Annotated in this window: 17 protein-coding genes; 8 read left to right on the top strand and 9 right to left on the bottom strand. The window is 70.3% G+C overall.

The annotated features are described in order from the left end of the window. Positions 1 to 71 precede the first annotated feature (71 nt). On the bottom strand, positions 72 to 2,276 hold the full coding sequence (locus DX914_RS00675; protein WP_115857171.1) for a TonB-dependent receptor: 2,205 nt from the start codon (positions 2,274 to 2,276) through the stop codon (positions 72 to 74). An 84-nt stretch (positions 2,277 to 2,360) separates the two neighbouring features. On the opposite strand from DX914_RS00675, the gene DX914_RS00680 reads away from it, so the two are divergent. Both DX914_RS00680 and DX914_RS00685 read left to right on the top strand, forming a co-directional pair. Beyond that, complete coding sequence (locus tag DX914_RS00680) at positions 2,361 to 2,771, top strand: MerC domain-containing protein (protein ID WP_115857172.1); 411 nt, start codon at positions 2,361 to 2,363, stop codon at positions 2,769 to 2,771. Positions 2,772 to 2,924: 153 nt separating this feature from the next. Next, positions 2,925 to 3,116: a 30S ribosomal protein THX gene (locus tag DX914_RS00685; RefSeq protein WP_115857173.1), complete on the top strand. Its 192-nt coding sequence runs from the start codon at positions 2,925 to 2,927 to the stop codon at positions 3,114 to 3,116. Between the two features lie 734 nt (positions 3,117 to 3,850). Here DX914_RS00685 and DX914_RS00690 read toward each other — a convergent pair. Then, positions 3,851 to 5,059: a dipeptidase gene (locus tag DX914_RS00690; protein ID WP_115857174.1), complete on the bottom strand. Its 1,209-nt coding sequence runs from the start codon at positions 5,057 to 5,059 to the stop codon at positions 3,851 to 3,853. A gap of 43 nt (positions 5,060 to 5,102) precedes the next feature. Then, positions 5,103 to 6,371 carry an imidazolonepropionase gene (gene hutI / locus DX914_RS00695; RefSeq protein ID WP_115857175.1) on the bottom strand — a complete coding sequence of 423 codons (1,269 nt, stop codon included), beginning with the start codon at positions 6,369 to 6,371 and terminating at the stop codon, positions 5,103 to 5,105. 97 nt (positions 6,372 to 6,468) lie between these two features. On the opposite strand from hutI, the gene DX914_RS00700 reads away from it, so the two are divergent. Together DX914_RS00700 and DX914_RS00705 are read left to right on the top strand one after the other, a co-directional pair. Beyond that, complete coding sequence (locus tag DX914_RS00700) at positions 6,469 to 7,818, top strand: formimidoylglutamate deiminase (RefSeq protein WP_115857176.1); 1,350 nt, start codon at positions 6,469 to 6,471, stop codon at positions 7,816 to 7,818. A 2-nt stretch (positions 7,819 to 7,820) separates the two neighbouring features. Next, positions 7,821 to 8,252 (top strand): hypothetical protein, encoded by a 432-nt coding sequence (locus DX914_RS00705; RefSeq protein WP_115857177.1) that lies wholly within the window; start codon positions 7,821 to 7,823, stop codon positions 8,250 to 8,252. A 202-nt stretch (positions 8,253 to 8,454) separates the two neighbouring features. Here DX914_RS00705 and DX914_RS00710 read toward each other — a convergent pair whose 3' ends face one another. Together DX914_RS00710 and DX914_RS00715 are read right to left on the bottom strand one after the other, a co-directional pair. Further along, on the bottom strand, positions 8,455 to 8,985 hold the full coding sequence (locus tag DX914_RS00710; protein WP_115857178.1) for a methylated-DNA--[protein]-cysteine S-methyltransferase: 531 nt from the start codon (positions 8,983 to 8,985) through the stop codon (positions 8,455 to 8,457). A gap of 52 nt (positions 8,986 to 9,037) precedes the next feature. After that, complete coding sequence (locus DX914_RS00715) at positions 9,038 to 10,603, bottom strand: DNA-3-methyladenine glycosylase 2 (RefSeq protein ID WP_115859067.1); 1,566 nt, start codon at positions 10,601 to 10,603, stop codon at positions 9,038 to 9,040. A 109-nt stretch (positions 10,604 to 10,712) separates the two neighbouring features. Here DX914_RS00715 and DX914_RS20155 point away from each other — a divergent pair, with 109 nt between their 5' ends. After that, on the top strand, positions 10,713 to 11,129 hold the full coding sequence (locus DX914_RS20155) for a protease inhibitor I42 family protein (protein WP_158549167.1): 417 nt from the start codon (positions 10,713 to 10,715) through the stop codon (positions 11,127 to 11,129). On the opposite strand, the gene DX914_RS00725 is transcribed toward DX914_RS20155, so the two are convergent. Then, complete coding sequence (locus DX914_RS00725; protein ID WP_115857179.1) at positions 11,126 to 12,370, bottom strand: alkaline phosphatase family protein; 1,245 nt, start codon at positions 12,368 to 12,370, stop codon at positions 11,126 to 11,128. The genes DX914_RS20155 and DX914_RS00725 overlap by 4 nt on opposite strands. Before the next feature lie 112 nt (positions 12,371 to 12,482). On the opposite strand from DX914_RS00725, the gene DX914_RS00730 reads away from it, so the two are divergent. Both DX914_RS00730 and DX914_RS00735 read left to right on the top strand, forming a co-directional pair. Beyond that, positions 12,483 to 13,037, top strand: a complete 555-nt coding sequence (locus DX914_RS00730) for a YybH family protein (RefSeq protein ID WP_115857180.1) — start codon at positions 12,483 to 12,485, stop codon at positions 13,035 to 13,037. 106 nt (positions 13,038 to 13,143) lie between these two features. Continuing rightward, positions 13,144 to 13,488 carry a hypothetical protein gene (locus tag DX914_RS00735; protein WP_115857181.1) on the top strand — a complete coding sequence of 115 codons (345 nt, stop codon included), beginning with the start codon at positions 13,144 to 13,146 and terminating at the stop codon, positions 13,486 to 13,488. 198 nt (positions 13,489 to 13,686) lie between these two features. On the opposite strand, the gene DX914_RS00740 is transcribed toward DX914_RS00735, so the two are convergent. Further along, complete coding sequence (locus tag DX914_RS00740; protein WP_115857182.1) at positions 13,687 to 14,268, bottom strand: TetR/AcrR family transcriptional regulator; 582 nt, start codon at positions 14,266 to 14,268, stop codon at positions 13,687 to 13,689. Between the two features lie 146 nt (positions 14,269 to 14,414). Between DX914_RS00740 and hutU the strand changes: the two genes are divergently transcribed. Then, positions 14,415 to 16,085, top strand: a complete 1,671-nt coding sequence (gene hutU, locus DX914_RS00745; protein ID WP_115859069.1) for a urocanate hydratase — start codon at positions 14,415 to 14,417, stop codon at positions 16,083 to 16,085. Between the two features lie 157 nt (positions 16,086 to 16,242). Here hutU and DX914_RS00750 read toward each other — a convergent pair whose 3' ends face one another. Next, on the bottom strand, positions 16,243 to 17,157 hold the full coding sequence (locus DX914_RS00750) for a CPBP family intramembrane glutamic endopeptidase (protein WP_115857183.1): 915 nt from the start codon (positions 17,155 to 17,157) through the stop codon (positions 16,243 to 16,245). Positions 17,158 to 17,260: 103 nt separating this feature from the next. Beyond that, on the bottom strand, positions 17,261 to 17,722 hold the full coding sequence (locus tag DX914_RS00755) for an SRPBCC family protein (RefSeq protein ID WP_331250635.1): 462 nt from the start codon (positions 17,720 to 17,722) through the stop codon (positions 17,261 to 17,263). Positions 17,723 to 17,843 lie beyond the last annotated feature (121 nt).

Below are 17,843 nucleotides of genomic sequence, written 5' to 3' on the forward strand. Positions count from 1 at the left end.
CGGACGGCACTGCGGCGGCGGCAGCGGCGGCGGCGCATCCGACTGACGGATGCGCTGCCGCGCGGACGCGATCAGAAGAACATGCGCACGCCGAAGGCCACGCCGCGGCCCGGCAGCGGCGCCACGTCCTTGAGGAAGGAGGTGTGCGCGCGCGCTTCCTCGTCCAGCAGGTTGCTGCCGTCCAGGAACACTTCCCAGGCGTTGCCGGCCGGGGTGTCCGAATGCCAGGCCAGGTGCGCGTCGACCAGGGTGTAGCCCGGGGTTTCGCTTTCGAACTGTGCGACCTCGTCCTGGCGCGCATAGCGCACCGCGCCCAGCGAAGCGCGCCAGCCGGCGCGTTCCCAACGCAGCTCGCCACCCACGCGCGAGGGCGCGATGCGCGGCAGGTTGCCGCCGCGCGCCAGGTCCACCACGTAGTCGTGACTGTGGTCGCCGTGCGGCACCGAGAACTCCAGCTCGCGAGTGCCGCTACCAGCCAACTTGCCGCGTACCACGTCGCCGAACACGCGCAGTTCCCAGGCGCCGCTGGCATTGTCGGCGAAGGCCCAGTTGAACTCGGCTTCCGCGCCGGTGAAGCGCGCGTCGTCCTGCGCCCACACCCGCACCGGGCCATCGTGCTCTTCGATGCCGGTGTCGGCCAGGTAGATGAAGTCGTCGTAACGCACGTGGTAGAGCGATGCGCTCAGCTTGAACGGGCCGTGGTGCCAGTGCAGGCCGAGTTCGGCGCGGTTGGCGGTTTCCGGGTCCAGCTCGGTATCGCCGACCTCGACGCTGCCGGTGGCCACGTGCAGGCCGCTGGAGTACAGCTCCTCGGCGGTGGGCGCGCGCTGGGCGCGGTCCAGGCCGAAGGACAGGTGCAGGTCGTCGCTCAGGTTCCACTTGAATGCGGCCGACAGGCTGGTGGTGTTGAAGTCGCGGTCCGGGCGGATCAGGCCGGTGGCTTCGACCACGGCATCGTCGACGTCGATCTTGTTCTGGTCGTGGCGCGCGCCCAGTTCGACCTTGACCGGGCCGAAGTTGCGCTCGCCCAGCCAGAACAGGCCGGCGTCGCGCGACTTGGAACCGGGCACGAAGGCTTCCTCGCCGATCGCGGAGAATTCGCGTTGGCCCCATTGCAGGCCGAACGCGCCGTCCCAGCCGCCCCAGGGGCGGTGCACCAGCTCGACGCGCGCTTCGGTGCTGTCGTTGTCGAACACGGTGCCGACTTCCTCGCCCTCGTATTCGGTGTGGGTGTAGTCGGTGCGCGCGACCTTGGCGCGCAGCGACTTGAACGGGCCCAAGTCGTCCAGACCGGCGCGCACTTCGTAGCGGCGCTGATCCATGCCGATGCTGACGCCGCCTTCTTCGCCTTCGGCGTGTTCGTCGTCCGGGCCATGGCCGTGGTCGTCGTCGCCGTGTTCGTGCTCGTGGCCGGGCACGCCGTAGCGGGTGTCGAACAGGCTCGCGCCCACGCCCAGGTAGCCGCGGCTGCCGACCCAGGTCAGGCCCAGCGCGCCGCTGTCGGTGCGCACGAAGCTGTTGCGCAGCACGCCCTTGTCGGCCGGATCCGGGGTCTCGCCTTCCTCGGCCATGTGCGCCTTGCTTTCGGCGTAACCGGGAATATCGTAGTCGCCGGTTTCGCGGTGCAGGCCGTCGATGTGGAACACGAAGTTGCCCGAAGCCGAGGTGCCGTCCAGACGGAACATGCCGGTGCGCTCGTCGTTGACGGTGTTGCCGCGCAGCTCGGCGCGGCCCTGCAGCGGCTGCTCGGTGGCGCGCTCGGGAATTCGGCCGTCGACCACGTTGACCGCGCCGCCGATGGCGCCGCTGCCGTAGAGCAGGGTGGCCGGGCCCTTGAGCACTTCGATCTGATCGGCCAGGAACGGCTCGATGCTGACCGCGTGGTCGACGCTGACCGTAGACACATCGCCCGAGCCCAGGCCGTCGCTGAGCACCTGCACGCGTGCGCCGTCGAAGCCGCGGATGATCGGGCGACCCACGCCGGGGCCGAAGTAGGACGATTGCACGCCTGGCAGCTTGCCCACGGTTTCGCCCAGCGAATTGGCCTTGGCTTCGTCCAGCTTCTCGCCGGCCAGCACTTCGACCGGGCGGGCCAGGTCTTCGGCGGTGCCGGCCAGCGGCGTGGCCTGCACTTCCACCGCGGCCAGGTCGGTGGGGTCGTGGTCGTCGTGGCTGGAGGTCGGCGCGGTCTGCGCCGCGGCGGCCAGGGGGAGGGCGGCGACCAGTGCCAAAACGAGGGGAAGGCGACGCAATGGGAGGCGCGGGGAGCTGGGCATGAGGTAAAGTGACGGTGTTGGGGGTCCGAAATGTTATAGTATTACAAAACCGGTCCCGGTATCCCCCGAAAGTCACCCCTGCCCATGCCTCCCTCCCGACCCCGCCGCCTGCTAGACCGTCTTGGTGCCTTCGGCTCGCTGCTGTGCGCGGTGCATTGCGCGCTGCTGCCGCTGCTGATCGCGACCCTGCCGACCCTGGGCGTGGCCGGCTGGTTCGACGACAGTTTCGAGCTGGCCTTCGTGATCTTCGCCAGCCTGCTGGGGCTGTTCAGCGTGATCTGGGGCTATCGCCGCCACCACGCCGTGCGCGCGCTGTCGCTGCTGGCGCCGGGCCTGGTGATCCTGTGGCTGGGCGTGCTGTATTCGCCGCTGCACCATTCGGTGGTGCCGCACGCGATCGTGATGACCCTGGGCGGGACCCTGGTCGGCCTGGCCCATCTGGCCAATCTGCGCCTCAACCACGGCCATATCCACGACGCCAGCTGCGCGCACTGAGCGGCCCCGGGGCCGGAAAGGGCGGCTTGTGCTAGGCTGCGCAGCCTCGCGCGCGACGCGCGGGCCCGATCGACCGTCGACCGCGCCCGTCCGGCGCGCCGTCGCATCGGCTAAAACCGCATTCCGCAGTACATTTAATTCAGGAGCACGACCATGGGTAAGGGCGACCGCAAGACCGCCAAGGGCAAGCGCTACAACTCCAGCTACGGCAACGCCCGCAAGGCTGTGACCAAGGCTACCGGCGCGGTGGCCGCGCCCGCCAAGAAGACCGCCAAGCAGCCGGCCGTGGCCAAGGCGCCGGCGGCGAAGAAGGTCGTGGCCAAGAAGGCCGCCACCAAGGAATAAGCGCCGGCAGCGGCGTGACCCGAAAGACCCCGCCCCGGCGGGGTTTTTCGTTTGTGGCGCCAGACGCCTTGGGGTAGGAGCGGCGTAAGCCGCGACCGCGAGTCCTCACCTGCGACGAGAGCACGCGCGCCCCGTGTAGGAGCTGCGCAAGCTGCGACCGCGAATCCGCACCTGCGACGAACGCCACGCTTGCCCCCCGTAGGAGCTGCGCAAGCTGCGACCGCGAATCCTCAACTACGTCGAACGCTTCGGTCTCTGCGGGATGTGCTTTCTGTAGGAGCGGCGTGAGCCGCGATCCGCTCCGAACTCGCGAAGGTGTGTGGGGGTGCTGCTTTGAAGCAACAGCAACAGCTTCCGTCCGCAAGCGGCCGGGTCACTTTCTTTTGATAAGCGTCAAAAGAAAGTAACCAAAGAAAAACGCTTGGCCAGAGCTCCCGTGCGAGATCGGAGTTTGCGCGGGGATTTTTCGCTGGCACATCCCTGTGCCAGCGAAAAACGGCGCACCTCCTGTGCGCCGCCCTCCGGGTCTGCTGTTGGGACGGTGAGTTCGGTGCCCGAGCGAGGGTCAAGAGCATTCGCTGCGCTCACCCCCTCACCCTAGCCCTCTCCCGCAGGCGGGAGAGGGAATGCATCCGCCGCCGCTTTGCTTTAGCCCCTCTCCCGCTTGCGGGAGAGGGGTTGGGGTGAGGGCACGCGCAGCGACACCCTCGCGGCGCCGCCCACCTTCGTGGCGCTTACCGCGCAGCCTTAGACACCGCCTCCACCTCGCGCCACACCCGTAGCAGGTTCTCGCCGAGGATCTTGCGGATGTCCGCATCGCTATGGCCGCGCGCCTGCAGCCCGGCGATCAGGTTCGGGTAGTCGGCGACCGTGCGCAGGCCCTCGGGCAAGGCGCCGCCCACGCCGTCGAAATCCGAGCCGATGCCGACGTGGTCCACGCCCAGCAGCTTCACCGCGTAATCGATCTGGTCGAGCACGGCGTCGATCTTGACCGGGTGCGGCGGATGGTCGCGCTCCCACTGCTGGTCGAACTCTTCCACCGTCTTGGGCTTCTCGCCGCGCGCGGCCGCCTCGGCCTGGGCGCGATCGAACTCGGGGCGCGCGCGGAAGTAGGCGGTGGTGTCGGCGGCGGTCTTGGGGTCGACGAAGCCGTTGCCGAACACGATCTGGACCACGCCGCCCTTCTTGGCGATGGCCTGAGCGAGTTCGTCGCTGAGGTTGCGCTCGAAGCCCGGGGTGAAATGGCGCAGGCCGGAGTGGCTGGCGATCACCGGCGCGCGGCTGGCGGCCAGCGCGGCCACGGTGGCGTCGTCGCTGAGGTGGGACACGTCGACCATGATGCCCAGACGGTTCATCTCCGCGATCACCTGCGCGCCGAACGGGCTCAAACCCTTCCACGGACGATCCAGGCTGTAGGAGCCGTCGGCGATGCGGTTGCTGTGGCTGTGCGCCAGGGTGATGTAGCGCACGCCGCGCGCATGGAACTGCTGCAGGCGCTTGAGATCGCCTTCGATCGGCGCGCCGTTCTCCATGCCCAGCGCCAGCAGCACGCGGCCGCCGTCGACCAGGCGCCGGTAGTCGTCGGGCGAGCGCAGGATCGCGAACTTGTCGGGGTGGCGGCCGACCATGGCTTCGACGCCGTCGATCTGGGTGTTGGCGATCTGCCACGCGGTGCCGGCCTTGTCCTGCTCGGGCGAGGTGTAGATGGACATGAAGGCCACATCCAGGCCGCCCTGGCGCGCGCGCGGGTAGTCGAATTCGACCTTGGGCGCGTCCAGGCCCAGATCGTTCCAATGCTTGAGCAGCTCGGTGGGCGCGTCGATATGGGTGTCGACGATGACCGACTCGCGCGCGAACTTCTGCGCCGCGCTCAGCGGTTCGTCCGCGCGCGCGGCGCCGGCGGTCAGGGCGAGGGTGCAGGCCAGGGCGAGCAGGGTGCGCATTCGGTGATCCTCGGCTAGGAAAGGGAAACCGCGATTTCGGGATTCAGCCCGCGCCACCCACGCGGCGGCCGCCGGCATAGACGTCGCCGGCCAAGGCGCCGCCCAACCAGTAGCACAGTTCGGACGGGTGGCCGATGGTCCAGCGCACGAAGTCGGCGCGCGCGCCGGGCTTGAGCACGCCGCGATCGCGGTGGCCCAGCGCGCGAGCGGCGTGTTCGCTGGCGCCGCGCAACGCCTCCAGCGGGGTCAGGCGGAAGTGGGTGCAGGCCAGCTGCATCGCCTGCCGCAGCGACTGCAGCGGCGAGGTGCCGGGGTTGCAGTCGGTGGCCACGGCCATGGCCACGCCGTGCGCGCGGAACGCGTCCAGCGGCGGCAGCCTGGTTTCGCGCAGCACGTGGAAGGCGCCGGGCAGCAGCACGGCCACGGTGCCGTGCGCGGCCATCGCACGCACGCTGTCCTCGGAGGTGTACTCGACATGGTCGGCCGACAGGCCGGAGAACTCGGCCGCGAGCGCCGCGCCGCCCAGGTCGCTGAGCTGGTCGGCGTGCAGCTTGACCGGCAGGTCCAGCGCGCGCGCGGCCTCGAACACGCGCCGGGTCTGCGCGGGGCTGAAGCCGATGCCTTCGCAAAACGCATCGACCGCATCGACCAGGCCTTCGCCATGCAGGCGCGGCAGCCATTCGCAGACCGCATCGATGTATTCGTCGCTGCGGCCGGCGTATTCCGGCGGCAGCGCATGCGCGCCGAGGTAGGTGGTGCGCACCTGTATGCCCAGGGTCTGGCCCACCTGCCGCGCCACGCGCAGCATCTTGCGTTCGTTGGCGTAGTCCAGGCCGTAGCCGGATTTGATCTCCAAGGTGGTGGCGCCGTCGTTCACCAGCGTCCGCGCGCGCGGCAGCGACTGGCGCAGCAATGCGTCCTCGTCGGCCTCGCGGGTGGCGCGCACGGTGGAGACGATGCCGCCGCCGGCGCGCGCGATCTGCTCGTAGCTGGCGCCCTGCAGGCGCAGTTCGAACTCGCGCGCGCGGTCGCCGGCGAACACCAGGTGGGTGTGGCAATCGACCAGGCCGGGGGTGATCCAGCCTTCGCTCTCGATCACCTGCGCGGCCAGCGCCTCGGGCGCGCCGGGCAGGGCCGAGCGCGGACCCACGTAAGCGAGCAGGCCGTCGCGCCAGCCCAGCGCGCCATCGGCGATCTCGCCGTAGCCCTCGCCATCCAGGGTAGCCAGGTGCACGCCCAGGATCAGGCCGTCGTAAAGCCGATCCTGCGGTACGGCGGCGGATGGGGCGGGGCGGTCGGCGGTCGGGCTCATGCGGCGATTCTAGCCGAGGCGCTCTGGCCGAGCCCTCTGCGGCGGACGGTGCGCGCCAGGCGGCATCGGCGGCGGGCCGAATGTTTAGAATCCGCGTATGGAAACCTTGCACGCGACTTCGTTGTGGACCCCGGAGGGCTGGCGCAGCGACGTCGGCCTGCGCATCGGCGACGACGGCCGGCTGGCCGCGCTGGACCCCGGCACCGCCAGCGGCACCCGCCGTGTCGTGCCCGGCATCGCCAACCTGCATTCGCATGCGTTCCAGCGTGCGATGGCCGGCATGGCCGAGCGCCAGACCGACCCCAGCGACAGCTTCTGGACCTGGCGCGAGACCATGTACCGCTTCGCCGCGCGCTTCAGCCCGCAGAGCCTGTACGACGTGGCCGCGCAGCTGTACGTGGAGATGCTGGAAGCCGGCTACACCACGGTCTGCGAATTCCACTACCTGCACCATGCGCCCGACGGCCGCGCTTACGACGACCCGGCGGCGATGTCGCGCGCGCTGATTGCCGCCGCGCGCGACACCGGCATCCGCCTGACCCTGCTGCCGGTGCTGTACATGACCGGCGGTTTCGACGGCCGCCCTCTGGGCGAGCGCCAGCGCCGCTTCGGCCACGACGTGGACGCCTACCTGCGCCTGTTGCAGATCCTGCGCGCCGATGCCGGCGACGGCGTCGCGGTAGGCTGCGCCCTGCACAGCCTGCGCGCGGTGCCGGAGCAGGCCATGGCCCAGACCCTGGCCGCGCTGCCTAGCGATGCGCGCGTGCACATCCACATCGCCGAGCAGATCGGCGAGGTGCAGGACTGCCTGGCGATCCGCAATGCGCGCCCGGTGGAGTGGCTGCTGGATCATGCGCCGGTGGACGCGCGCTGGACCCTGGTCCACGCCACCCATCTGACCTCCGAGGAAACCCAGGCGGTGGCGCGCAGCGGCGCCACCGTGGCCATCTGCACCACCACCGAGGCCAATCTGGGCGACGGCCTGTTCCCGGTGCGCGAGTACTTCGACGCCGGCGGGCGCTGGGGCGTGGGCTCGGATTCGCATATCTCGGTGTGCCCGGTGGAGGAGCTGCGCTGGCTCGAGTACGGCCAGCGCCTGATCACCCGTCACCGCAACATCGCGGTGAGCGTGGAGACGCCCAGCGTCGGCGAGACCCTGATGCGCGGCGTCGCCGCCAGCGCCGGCGATTCCAGCGGCCACGCGATCGGTACGCTGCGCGTGGGCGAGTACGTCGATGCGGTGGTGCTGGACGAAGCCGCGCCGGTGTTCGCCGGCGCGCGCGACGAGGACGCGTTGGATCGCTGGCTGTTCGCCGGCAACCGCCGCGCGGTGCGTGAGACCTGGGTCGGCGGACGCCGCGTGGTCGCGCAGGGCCGCCATCGCGACCGCGATGCGGTGGCCGCGCGTTACGCCGACACCCTGCGCGGCCTGCTGGCCGCGGACTGATCGTGGCGGCAGCAATCAATCCGTTCCTGCTCGCGGGCGGGATACTCAGCGCGCTCGCTGCCTTGGCCCATCTGGGCTGCATCGCGTTCGGGCCGTCGTGGTACCGGTTCTTCGGCGCGGGCGAACGCATGGCGCGCATGGCCGAGGCCGGGCAGTGGCAGGCCGGCGCGATCACCCTGGCGGTAACGGCGGTGCTCGCGCTGTGGTCGCTGTACGCCTTGTCCGGCGCGGGCATGTTGCCGCGCTTGCCGCTGCTGCGCCTGGCCCTGTGCGCGGTTGCCGGCGTCTATCTGTTGCGCGGGCTGGCGTTCGTGCCGTTGATGGCGCGCATTCCCGGCAACAGCTTGACCTTTTGGCTGGTCAGTTCGGGGATTTGCCTGACGATCGGCGCGATCCATGCGATCGGCTTGCGCCAGGAGTGGGCGCGGTTGTGAGGGGCGCCAGCGTTTCGGCGGTGTAGGTCGGGACCGCTTCTTCCTTTGCTGTCATTCCCGCGAAGGCGGGAATCCATGCTGGTTATCTGGCCCCGGGGGCGGCTATGGCCTCGGTCTGGATTCCCGCCTTCGCGGGAATGACGAATCGGGGCATTGGCGGGAATGATTGGACGTGGCAGACGCTCACGCCCGGCGCAGCGCGCTAACCGAATAGATCGTCGGTAGCGGGCGCGAGCGCGCCCTCCAGCTCCAGCAGATAGCGCTTGGTCGGCAGGCCGCCGCCGAAGCCGGTCAGGCTGCCGTCGGCGCCGATCACGCGGTGGCAGGGCAGCACGATGGGCAGCGGGTTGCGGCCGTTGGCCGCGCCGACCGCGCGCGTGGCGCTGGGTTGGCCAATATGCCGGGCCATCTGCGCATAACTCCAGGTCGCGCCGAACGGGATCAGCGCCAGCGTGCGCCAGCACTGCAGCTGGAACGGGGTGCCGTGCGGCGCCAGCGGCAACGAGAACTCGCGGCGGCTGCCGGCGAAGTATTCGTCCAGCTGCGCGCGCGCGGCCTGCAGCACCGCGTCGTCGCCTTCGCGCCAGTGCGCGTCCATCGCCACCGGGTGCCAGGGCGCTTCGAATTCGATCAGGCGCAAGCCGTCCTCGCCGCTGGCCAATAGCAGCGGGCCCACCGGGCTGGCGATGCGCTGCCAGGTGACAGCGCCGGATTTGAGTCGGATCGTGCTCATCGGATCGTGCTCAACGAATCGTGCTCAACGAATCGTGCTCAACGAATCGTGCTCATGCGGCCTTGCGCGACTTCTTCGGTGCCGCGGCCGGCGCGGCGGCGCGCGCCAGCGGCACGGTCATGCTGTCGCGCCAGGTGTGGATCACACCGTAGGCGCGCCAGGGGCGCCAGCTTTCGGCGCGCGCGGTCAGCGCCTTGGCGCTCATGCGCACGCCGTCCTCGGGCACCGCCTTTTGCAGGACCAGATCGTCGGCCGGGAACGCGTCGGGGTGGCCTAGCGCGCGCATCGCGATGTAGTGCGCGGTCCAGGGGCCGATGCCGGGCAGGGCGACCCAGCGCGCGACGAAGTCGTCGAGCACGCGCTCGGCGCGGAAGTCCACGCGGCCGTCCAGCAGCGCGCGCGCGACCGTGCGCACCGTGTCGGCGCGGGCGCGGGTCACGCCGATCTGCTGCAGGTCGGCATCGGCCAACGCTTCGGGCGTGGGGAACAGATGCTCCAGCCCCGGCGCGAACGGCGTTTCCAGAGCCCGGCCGAAACGCTGCGACAGGCGCGCGGCCAGGGTGCGCGCGGCGGCCACGCTGACCTGCTGGCCCAGGATCGCGCGCACCGAAATTTCGAAGCCGTCCCAGCCGCTGGGCAGGCGCAGGCCCGGGCGTTGCTGCAGCAGCGGGCGCAGGCGCGGGTCCACCGACAGCGCATCGGCGATGGTGCCGGGGTCGGCGTCCAGGTCGAACATGCGGCGCAGGCGGTTGATGATCTGCAGCAACTGCGAAGGCGCCGGCCCGTGCAGTTCCAGTTTCAGCGCGTGCTCGCCGCCGGGCCAGGCGCTCACGCGCAGCCAACCCGGGTGTTCGATCGGACCGGTTCCGACCGTGCCGATCACGCGCGCGTAGCTGTGCGCATCCACGACTTCCACACCGGGCAGGGCGCGACCGCGCAGGAAGTCCAGCATGGCGGCGAAGTCGTACGGCGGGCGGTAACCCAGGCGCAGCACCAGGGTGTCGCGGCCGGCCGTCGCGTCTTCGTTCGGGCGCCGGCGCAGATCGCGCGGGGCCATGCGGTAGGCGTCGCGGAAAGCGGTGTTGAAGCGGCGCAGGCTGCCGAAGCCGGCAGCCATGGCCACCTCGGTGATCGGCAGCGCGGTTTCGGTGAGCAACTGCTTGGCGAACAGCAGGCGGCGGGTGCCGTGCACACCGATCGGCGCGGCGCCCAGGCGGTCGACGAACAAACGCCGCAGCTGACGTTCGCCCAGGCCCACGCGCGCGGCCAGGGCCGACAGCGGCTGTTCGGCCAGCAGGCCCTGGTCGATGAGTTTCAGCGCGCGCGCCACCGCCGCGTCGCCGCGGCGCCAGGCGCCGTCGCCGGGCGACAGCTCGGGACGGCAGCGCAGGCAGGGGCGGAAGCCCGCGGCTTCGGCGGCCGCGGCGTTGCCGTAATAGACCACGTTCTCGCGTTTGGCGGCGGGCGCCGGACACACCGGCCGGCAATAGATGCGGGTGCTGGTGACGGCGGTGAAGAACAGGCCGTCGAAACGCGGGTCGCGGCTCAGCCGCGCCTGCTCGCAAACGCGCCAGTGCGGCAGGGTCTCGGGGGCGGCGGGAGCGGGTTGGAAGGCCATGGACCCCAGGCTAGCACCGGCGAGGCGCCCGGACTCGCCGGATTCGGACATGAACGTGGCCGGCTCATCCGGGCGCATACTGCGGCCACCGCCATCGGAAGGAGCCGCCATGAACCGTTTCTTCGCCGCCTGCGCGATCGCCGCCAGCCTGACCGGCTGCGCCAGCTCGGCCGACTCGGCGGGCGCGGCGTCCACGACCGGCGAACGCCGCCTGGTCGTCGCCGACGCCAACGGCCCGGTGCAATTGCAACCGGGCGAGGTCGTGGTGCTGGACCTGGAGGCCAATCCCAGCACCGGTTACGGCTGGATCGTCGACACCACCGCCGCGGCCGGCGTGATCGAGCAGATGGGCGAACCGTCGATGGCTCTGTCCAATCCGGGCGCGGTCGGCGGCGGCGGTACCCAGACCTGGCGTTTCCGTGCAGCAGCCAAGGGCCGGGGCGTGCTGCGCCTGGATTACCGCCGCGCCTGGGAAAAAGACGTGGCGCCGGTGCGCAGCGTGTCCTGGAACATCGAGGTGCGTTAAGGCGCCGGCGTGTCGCGCAGCGCCGGCAACAGCGGCGCGATGTCGCCGTCGTTGTTTGCCGGCTCGATGCCGATCAGCCGCGCCAGCAACGGATAGACGTCGACGTTGTCGAACGCAGGGATGCGCTCGCCCTGGCGGAACGCGGGGCCGCGCGCCAGGAAGATCGCACGCATCGAGGCCAGCGCGGGGTCGTAACCGTGCGAACCGCGATCGGCGTTGGGGCGCTTGGCCAGATTCGCGCGCAGGATCGCGTCCCAGCCTTCGTCCATCTGACAGACGATGGGCGGCACGCGCGGGTGGCGGCCGTACGCCCAGCGCGCGGGCAATTCCTGCTTGCGCCAGCATTCGTAGTGCTCGTGGCGGCCCAGCAGTTTGCGCTCCACCGCCGCCTCGAAACCGGGGCGCGGTGCGATGCCGATGGACTGGCCGATCGACGTCACCGCGGCTTCCTCCATCGTCACCATGTCTTCCACCGCGATGGCCTGACCGGGCGGCACCGTCGCCATGCCGTGGTCGGAGACCACCACGATGTTCACCTGGTCCAGCCGGTCGCGCGCGGCCAGCCCGTCGATCAGCCGGCCCAGCGCGGTGTCGATGCTGCGCAACGCGTCGCGCGTCTGCGCCGAATCCGGGCCGTATTCGTGCCCGGCTTTGTCCAATGCATGGAAGTACAGCGTGATCACGCGCGGACGCGTGGCCGCCGGTTCGCCCAGCCAGGCCAGCACTTCGTCGGCGCGCGCGTTGTCGCTGACTTTTTCGTCGTACACGCGCCAGCGGCTGGGGCGCACGCCCTGCACCGGCGCTTCGCTGCCCGGCCAGAACAGGGTCGCGCTGCGCAGGCCGGCCTTTTCCGCGCCGACCCAGATCGGCTCGCCGCCCCACCAGCGGCCGTCGCCCACGGCGACCGGGTCGGCGTTGCGGAAGGTGCCCAACTCCGGGTCGAGCATGCTGTTGTGGATCACGCCGTGGTGGTCGGGACGCAGCCCGGTGACCAGGGTGTAGTGGTTGGGGAAGGTCAGCGAGGGGTACGAGGGGTTCATCCACTCGGCGCGCACGCCCTCGCGCGCGATGCGCGCCAGGTTGGGCGTGAGGCCGCGGTCGAAATAGTCGTAGCGGAAGCCGTCGATGGAGATCAGCAGCAGCGGCGCGGGCTCGGTCGCGGCGGGGCGCGGCGCGGTGGCGCAGGCGGACAGCAGCAGGGCGAGCAGGGCGGCGGCGGCCGCGGGGGCATGGAAACGCATGCCCGCATGATAGCGGCCGCAGATTGCGGCTAGACGTCGCCATGACTTCCGCCGCTGGCGCGCGCGCGGGCCTGTGCCGATAGTGGCCTGGCCCTTTGCCTGGAGAGCCGTCATGCGCGCCATCGCCTTCCGTCGCTGCGTTGCCGTCCTGGCCCTGGCCGCGTCGGCACCGCTGTGCGCGCAGACGCCGGCCGCGCCGCCGCCGGTACCGGCGCACAGCGCGGCCGAATGCCAGGTGTGGGCGCGCGAGCTCAGCTTCGCCCGTTCGGTGGCCGACCACGACGCGGCCGCGTTCGCCGCGCACCTGCGCGACGGCGCCGCCTTCGGCGCCAGCCGCGTCGAGCCCACGCGCGGCCGCGCCGCGATCGCCGAGCGCTGGGCGGGCATCGTCGAGGGCAAGGCGGTGCGCCTGGAGTGGTACCCCACCCGGGTCACCATCGGCGGGGCGCAGGACGTGGCCTGGTCCAGCGGCCCCTCGCTGTTCGAGGACCGCGCGCCCGACGCCAAGCAGCGCTACGCCATCGGCGCCTTCCATTCGGTCTGGCACCGCGACGCCGACGGCGTATGGCGGGTGCTGTTCGACGACGGCGTGGCGCCCAGGCCGGCCACCGAGGCCGAGGCCCTGGCGTTCCGCCGCGACCGGCCCACGGCCTGCCCGCAAGGCTGACGAGCGCCTAAACGCCCGGCGCGCGTTCGGTCTGGGGCCAGGGTCGGAGGCGTAAGGTGAGGCCTTGGCTACGGCCTATCCCTTTCCCGCGATACCGAGGTGTTCCATGAAACGTGTACTGCTCGCCAGCCTGATCGCGGCCTGCGCTTTCGCGGCCTCGGCGCAAACCGTGTCCGCCACCGCCGACGTGTCCGCCCAGGCCGGCACCGACGCCCAGGCCAAGACCTCGCTGCAGGCCGAAGCCCGGGCCGACCGCGCGGTGGACCGCAACTGCCTGCGCCACACGGGCACCCATATCCGCGACCGCGCGGCCAAGGATGCGCAGGGCGGCAAGGACAAGAAGCGCTGCGTGGCCGCCAATGGCCGGGTGTATACGCGCGGCGATATCGAGAGCACCGGCGAGACCAATATCAACGAGGCGCTGCGGCGCTTGGATCCGTCGATTCGTTGATGGCTTCTAACGGCTAAAAGCAAATCCCCCTCAATCCTCCGGCCAGCAAGCACAGCTTGCTGGCGTTCGATCGTGCGCGAACCTGCGGTTCGCAAGCGCACGCTCTCACCCTTTTTCAAAGGGGGAAGACAAGCAAGTCGCCGTGATGGGTTCCCTCCTTTGAAAAAGGAGGGCTGGGGAAGATTCGCTTTTCGCGCTCTACGCGCGCAAGCCGTCGAGCAGCCGGCCCAGCGAGGCCTCGTAAAACGCCCGGAACGCGCGCTCGTCGTAGCTGAAACGTCCCGCGCGGTACAGCGCGATCAGCCCATGCGAATGCGCCCACAGCGTCATCGCGATATCCCAGGCGTCGCCTTCGCGCAGCTCGCCGGCGCGCTGCGCTTCCTCCACCACGTCGGCGGCCACGTTCAAGGTCGGCGAGCGGCGCGCGCGGAAATCCTCGGGATAGCGGCGGGCGTTGCCGCGGCGCATCGAGAAGGCGTGGTCGAACAGGTGCGGATGGGCGAGGGCGTAGTCCAGGTAGATGCGCTGGATCGCGAGCAGGCGCGCGATCACGTCGCCGCCCTCCTTGCGCGCGCTCCAGTGGTGGGCGATCTCCTGGAAGCTGTCGTCGCTGATGCGTTGCAACAGCGCCTCGCGATTGGGGAAATGGCGGTAGAGCGCCATCGGCGTCAGGCCCACCGACTCGGCCACGCGGCGTATGCTGACCGCGTCGGCGCCGTCGCGCTCGAACAGGCTGCGGGCGGCGCGCAGGATGCGGTCGGCGGTGGTGGGTGCGCTCATGTATACAGCGTATACTTTTGCCGCTCGCGACGGCAAAAAGGCCGCTCTAACCCCCGATTAAGGCCACGTCCGGCCTTGCGCCGTCTGGTGGGGGCTCGGAACGCGGCGCGATAATTTCCGCATCCCACCCCATGCCGGAAACCGCCATGTCCGCAGCCAGCCGTCACGATCCCAGCCGCGTCATCCGCGCCCCGCGCGGCAGCGAGAAGACCTGCAAGTCGTGGCTGAGCGAAGCCGCCTACCGCATGATCCAGAACAACCTGGACCCGGAAGTGGCCGAGAACCCGGCCGAACTGGTGGTCTACGGCGGCATCGGCCGCGCCGCGCGCGACTGGGCCAGCTTCGACGCCATTCTCAAGTCGCTGCGCGAGCTGGAAGACCACGAGACCCTGCTGGTGCAGTCGGGCAAGCCGGTGGGCGTGTTCCCCACCCATGCCGACGCGCCGCGCGTGCTGCTGGCCAATTCCAACCTGGTGCCGCATTGGGCGACCTGGGAGCACTTCAACGAGCTCGATAAGAAGGGCTTGATGATGTACGGCCAGATGACCGCGGGCAGCTGGATCTACATCGGCTCGCAGGGCATCGTCCAGGGCACCTACGAGACCTTCGTCGAGATGGGCCGCCAGCACTACGACGGCGACCTCAAGGGCAAGTGGATCCTGACCGCCGGTCTGGGCGGCATGGGCGGCGCGCAGCCGCTGGCGGCCTCGCTGGCCGGCGCCTGCTCGCTCAACATCGAATGCCAGCAGAGCCGCATCGACATGCGCCTGCGCACCCGCTACGTGGACGAGCAGGCCGCCGACCTGGACGACGCGCTGGCGCGCATCGCCAAGTACACGGCCGCCGGCGAGGCCAAGTCGATCGCGCTGCTGGGCAACGCCGCCGAAATCCTGCCCGAGCTGGTCAAGCGCGGCGTGCGCCCGGACTGCGTGACCGACCAGACCTCGGCGCACGATCCGGTGCACGGTTACCTGCCGATCGGCTGGACCGTGGAGCGCTGGCTGCAGGCGCAGAAGAGCGACCCCAACGGCGTGCGCGACGCGGCCAAGCGGTCGATGCGCGTGCATGTGGAGGCCATGCTGGCCTTCCACGCCCAGGGCATTCCCACCGTCGACTACGGCAACAACATCCGCCAGATGGCCTTCGACGAAGGCCTGAAGAACGCGTTCGATTTCCCCGGTTTCGTGCCGGCCTACGTGCGCCCGCTGTTCTGCCGCGGCGTCGGCCCGTTCCGCTGGGTCGCGCTCAGCGGCGATCCGGAGGACATCTACAAGACCGACGCCAAGGTCAAGGAACTGATCCCAGACGACGCCCACCTGCACCGCTGGCTGGACATGGCGCAGCAGCGCATCAGTTTCCAGGGCCTGCCGGCGCGCATCTGCTGGGTCGGCCTGGGCCTGCGCCACAAGCTGGGCCTGGCCTTCAACGAGATGGTGCGCAACGGCGAGCTCAAGGCGCCGGTGGTGATCGGCCGGGATCATCTGGACAGCGGCTCGGTGGCCTCGCCCAACCGCGAGACCGAGGCGATGAAGGACGGCAGCGACGCGGTCAGCGATTGGCCGCTGCTCAACGCCATGCTCAACGTCGCCGGCGGCGCCACCTGGGTGTCGCTGCACCACGGCGGCGGCGTGGGCATGGGGTATTCGCAGCACTCCGGCGTGGTCATCGTCTGCGACGGCAGCGAAGCCGCCGACCAGCGCCTGGCGCGCGTGCTGTGGAACGACCCCGGCACCGGCGTGATGCGCCATGCCGATGCGGGCTACGAGATCGCGCAGAACTGCGCGCGCGAGCAGGGGCTGAAGCTGCCGATGCTTTGAGGATCTCCGGGCGCTGCCTGTAGGAGCGGCGCGAGCCGCGACCGCGAAATCGCGGTTCGCGGCGGAGGTTCCGTTGTAGGGGTGGTGTCGCGGTCGCGGCTTGCGCCGCTCCTACAGGGAGCTGGCGCGCATTCGATGCCGTCGTGGCGCGGCGAGCTTAGGCCTGCCCCGTCCACGCCCGAATGAACGGCGCCAGCTGCGGCAGCAGGTCGACCATGCCGTGCAGCGGCACGATCAGCCACAGCGAGCGCGTGCGCGCCCACAGCACGCCGAAGGCGATGCCGGCCGGTGCGATCATCACGATGGAATAGGCCACGGCCCAGGCGGGCGTGGCCTGGGCCACGCCTTCCATCAGGTGCGCGCCGCGCAACCATAGGCCGGGCGCATGGGCCAGGCCGAACAGTAGCGAAGCCCAGGCCACCGCGGCCACTTGCGAGCGGCTGGCGATGGCGAGTTTTTCCTGCAGGATGCGGCGGAACAGCACTTCCTCGCACAGCCCCGCTTCCAGCGTCTGCCACAGCCAGCACAGCGGTATCGCCCAGACCAGCGTCGCCGCCGACGGCGACAGTTCGCCCAGCGTGGTCAGGCCGCGGCCGAACACGGACTGCATGGCCAGGTAGGCCAGCGACATCAGCACGAAGGCTAGCAGCAGCCTGCGCGGCGGCAGGGTCGCGCGCGTGCTCAGGCGCAGGCCCAGGAACAGCCAGGCCGGCAGCGCGACCATGGTCGCCAGCTTCACCGCCAGCTGCACCACCGATTGCGCGGGTTCCTGCGGGAATGCGGCATTGACCGCGCTGAAACCCCAACCCAGCACCGCGATTGCGAACACGGCCAGATACAGCAGAGTGCCGGGCAGTTGCGCGGTTTCGGCGGTGGCCGGCACCGGCCGCGGCTTGCGCGTGCAGGCCCAGGCCAGCAGCGGGAACACCACGCCCAGGCAGGCCAGCAGGAACAGCGGCTCGGCCAGGCTGGCGCCAGACTGGCGCATCAAATAGGCCAGTGCGCCCAGATAGATCGCGCCGACGACGGTCAGAGCGAGCGCGGCAGGGCGGCGGCGGGCGAGCGCGAACATGGGCGCAGTGTGCCCGCACGCGATGGCGCGGCCTTCGCCCGATGGTTGCCCAACCTATGGCAGGGCGGGGCGGCCCGGTCGCCCGGGCCGCCCCGCGCCCCGGTCACTCGGGGATGGTCGGTTCCACCAGTCGTTCCAGCAGGGTCAGCGATTCCTGCCAGCCCAGATAGCACTGCTCCGGCGGGATCACGTCGGGGATGCCTTCTTGCACCACCTGCAGTTCGGTGCCGCAGGACACGGCGCTCAAGGTGATGGTGGTGACCATGGTGCCGGGCAGGTTGGGGTCGTCGAAGCGGTCGTCGTGGACGATGCGCTCGTTGGGCACCAGCTCCAGGTAGGTGCCGCCGAAGGCGTGGCCGTTGCCGGTGGTGAAGTTGGCGAAGCTCATGCGATAGCGCCCGCCGACCTTGGCTTCCAGTTCGTGCACAGTGCAGGTGAAGCCGTCCGGCGGCAGCCATTTGGCCAGGGCGGCGGCATCGAGGAAGGCGCGGTAGACGCGCTCGGGCGGGGCGGTGAAGACGCGGTGCAAGCGGACGGTGCCGGACATGGCGATCTCCTGAAACATTTCGTTACGAGGCGGATTCCTCACCCTATAGGACGAACGGGGAGGGCGCGGATCGACATCCGATGCTAGCCCGGCAGGACGTAAGGCCGATGTGCATGCACGCCATTCAGTTTATGGTGCG

This window comes from Lysobacter silvisoli, assembly GCF_003382365.1.
GTDB classification, from domain to species: domain Bacteria; phylum Pseudomonadota; class Gammaproteobacteria; order Xanthomonadales; family Xanthomonadaceae; genus Lysobacter; species Lysobacter silvisoli.

Bases quoted from the DNA above. Each gene is read 5' to 3' on its own strand.
- DX914_RS00675 (WP_115857171.1), bottom strand. From the start codon at position 2,276: ATGCCCAGCTCCCCGCGCCTCCCATTGCGTCGCCTTCCCCTCGTTTTG.
- DX914_RS00680 (WP_115857172.1), top strand. From the start codon at position 2,361: ATGCCTCCCTCCCGACCCCGCCGCCTGCTAGACCGTCTTGGTGCCTTC.
- DX914_RS00685 (WP_115857173.1), top strand. From the start codon at position 2,925: ATGGGTAAGGGCGACCGCAAGACCGCCAAGGGCAAGCGCTACAACTCC.
- DX914_RS00690 (WP_115857174.1), bottom strand. From the start codon at position 5,059: ATGCGCACCCTGCTCGCCCTGGCCTGCACCCTCGCCCTGACCGCCGGC.
- hutI (WP_115857175.1), bottom strand. From the start codon at position 6,371: ATGAGCCCGACCGCCGACCGCCCCGCCCCATCCGCCGCCGTACCGCAG.
- DX914_RS00700 (WP_115857176.1), top strand. From the start codon at position 6,469: ATGGAAACCTTGCACGCGACTTCGTTGTGGACCCCGGAGGGCTGGCGC.
- DX914_RS00710 (WP_115857178.1), bottom strand. From the start codon at position 8,985: ATGAGCACGATCCGACTCAAATCCGGCGCTGTCACCTGGCAGCGCATC.
- DX914_RS00715 (WP_115859067.1), bottom strand. From the start codon at position 10,603: ATGGCCTTCCAACCCGCTCCCGCCGCCCCCGAGACCCTGCCGCACTGG.
- DX914_RS20155 (WP_158549167.1), top strand. From the start codon at position 10,713: ATGAACCGTTTCTTCGCCGCCTGCGCGATCGCCGCCAGCCTGACCGGC.
- DX914_RS00725 (WP_115857179.1), bottom strand. From the start codon at position 12,370: ATGCGTTTCCATGCCCCCGCGGCCGCCGCCGCCCTGCTCGCCCTGCTG.
- DX914_RS00730 (WP_115857180.1), top strand. From the start codon at position 12,483: ATGCGCGCCATCGCCTTCCGTCGCTGCGTTGCCGTCCTGGCCCTGGCC.
- DX914_RS00735 (WP_115857181.1), top strand. From the start codon at position 13,144: ATGAAACGTGTACTGCTCGCCAGCCTGATCGCGGCCTGCGCTTTCGCG.
- DX914_RS00740 (WP_115857182.1), bottom strand. From the start codon at position 14,268: ATGAGCGCACCCACCACCGCCGACCGCATCCTGCGCGCCGCCCGCAGC.
- hutU (WP_115859069.1), top strand. From the start codon at position 14,415: ATGTCCGCAGCCAGCCGTCACGATCCCAGCCGCGTCATCCGCGCCCCG.
- DX914_RS00750 (WP_115857183.1), bottom strand. From the start codon at position 17,157: ATGTTCGCGCTCGCCCGCCGCCGCCCTGCCGCGCTCGCTCTGACCGTC.
- DX914_RS00755 (WP_331250635.1), bottom strand. From the start codon at position 17,722: ATGTTTCAGGAGATCGCCATGTCCGGCACCGTCCGCTTGCACCGCGTC.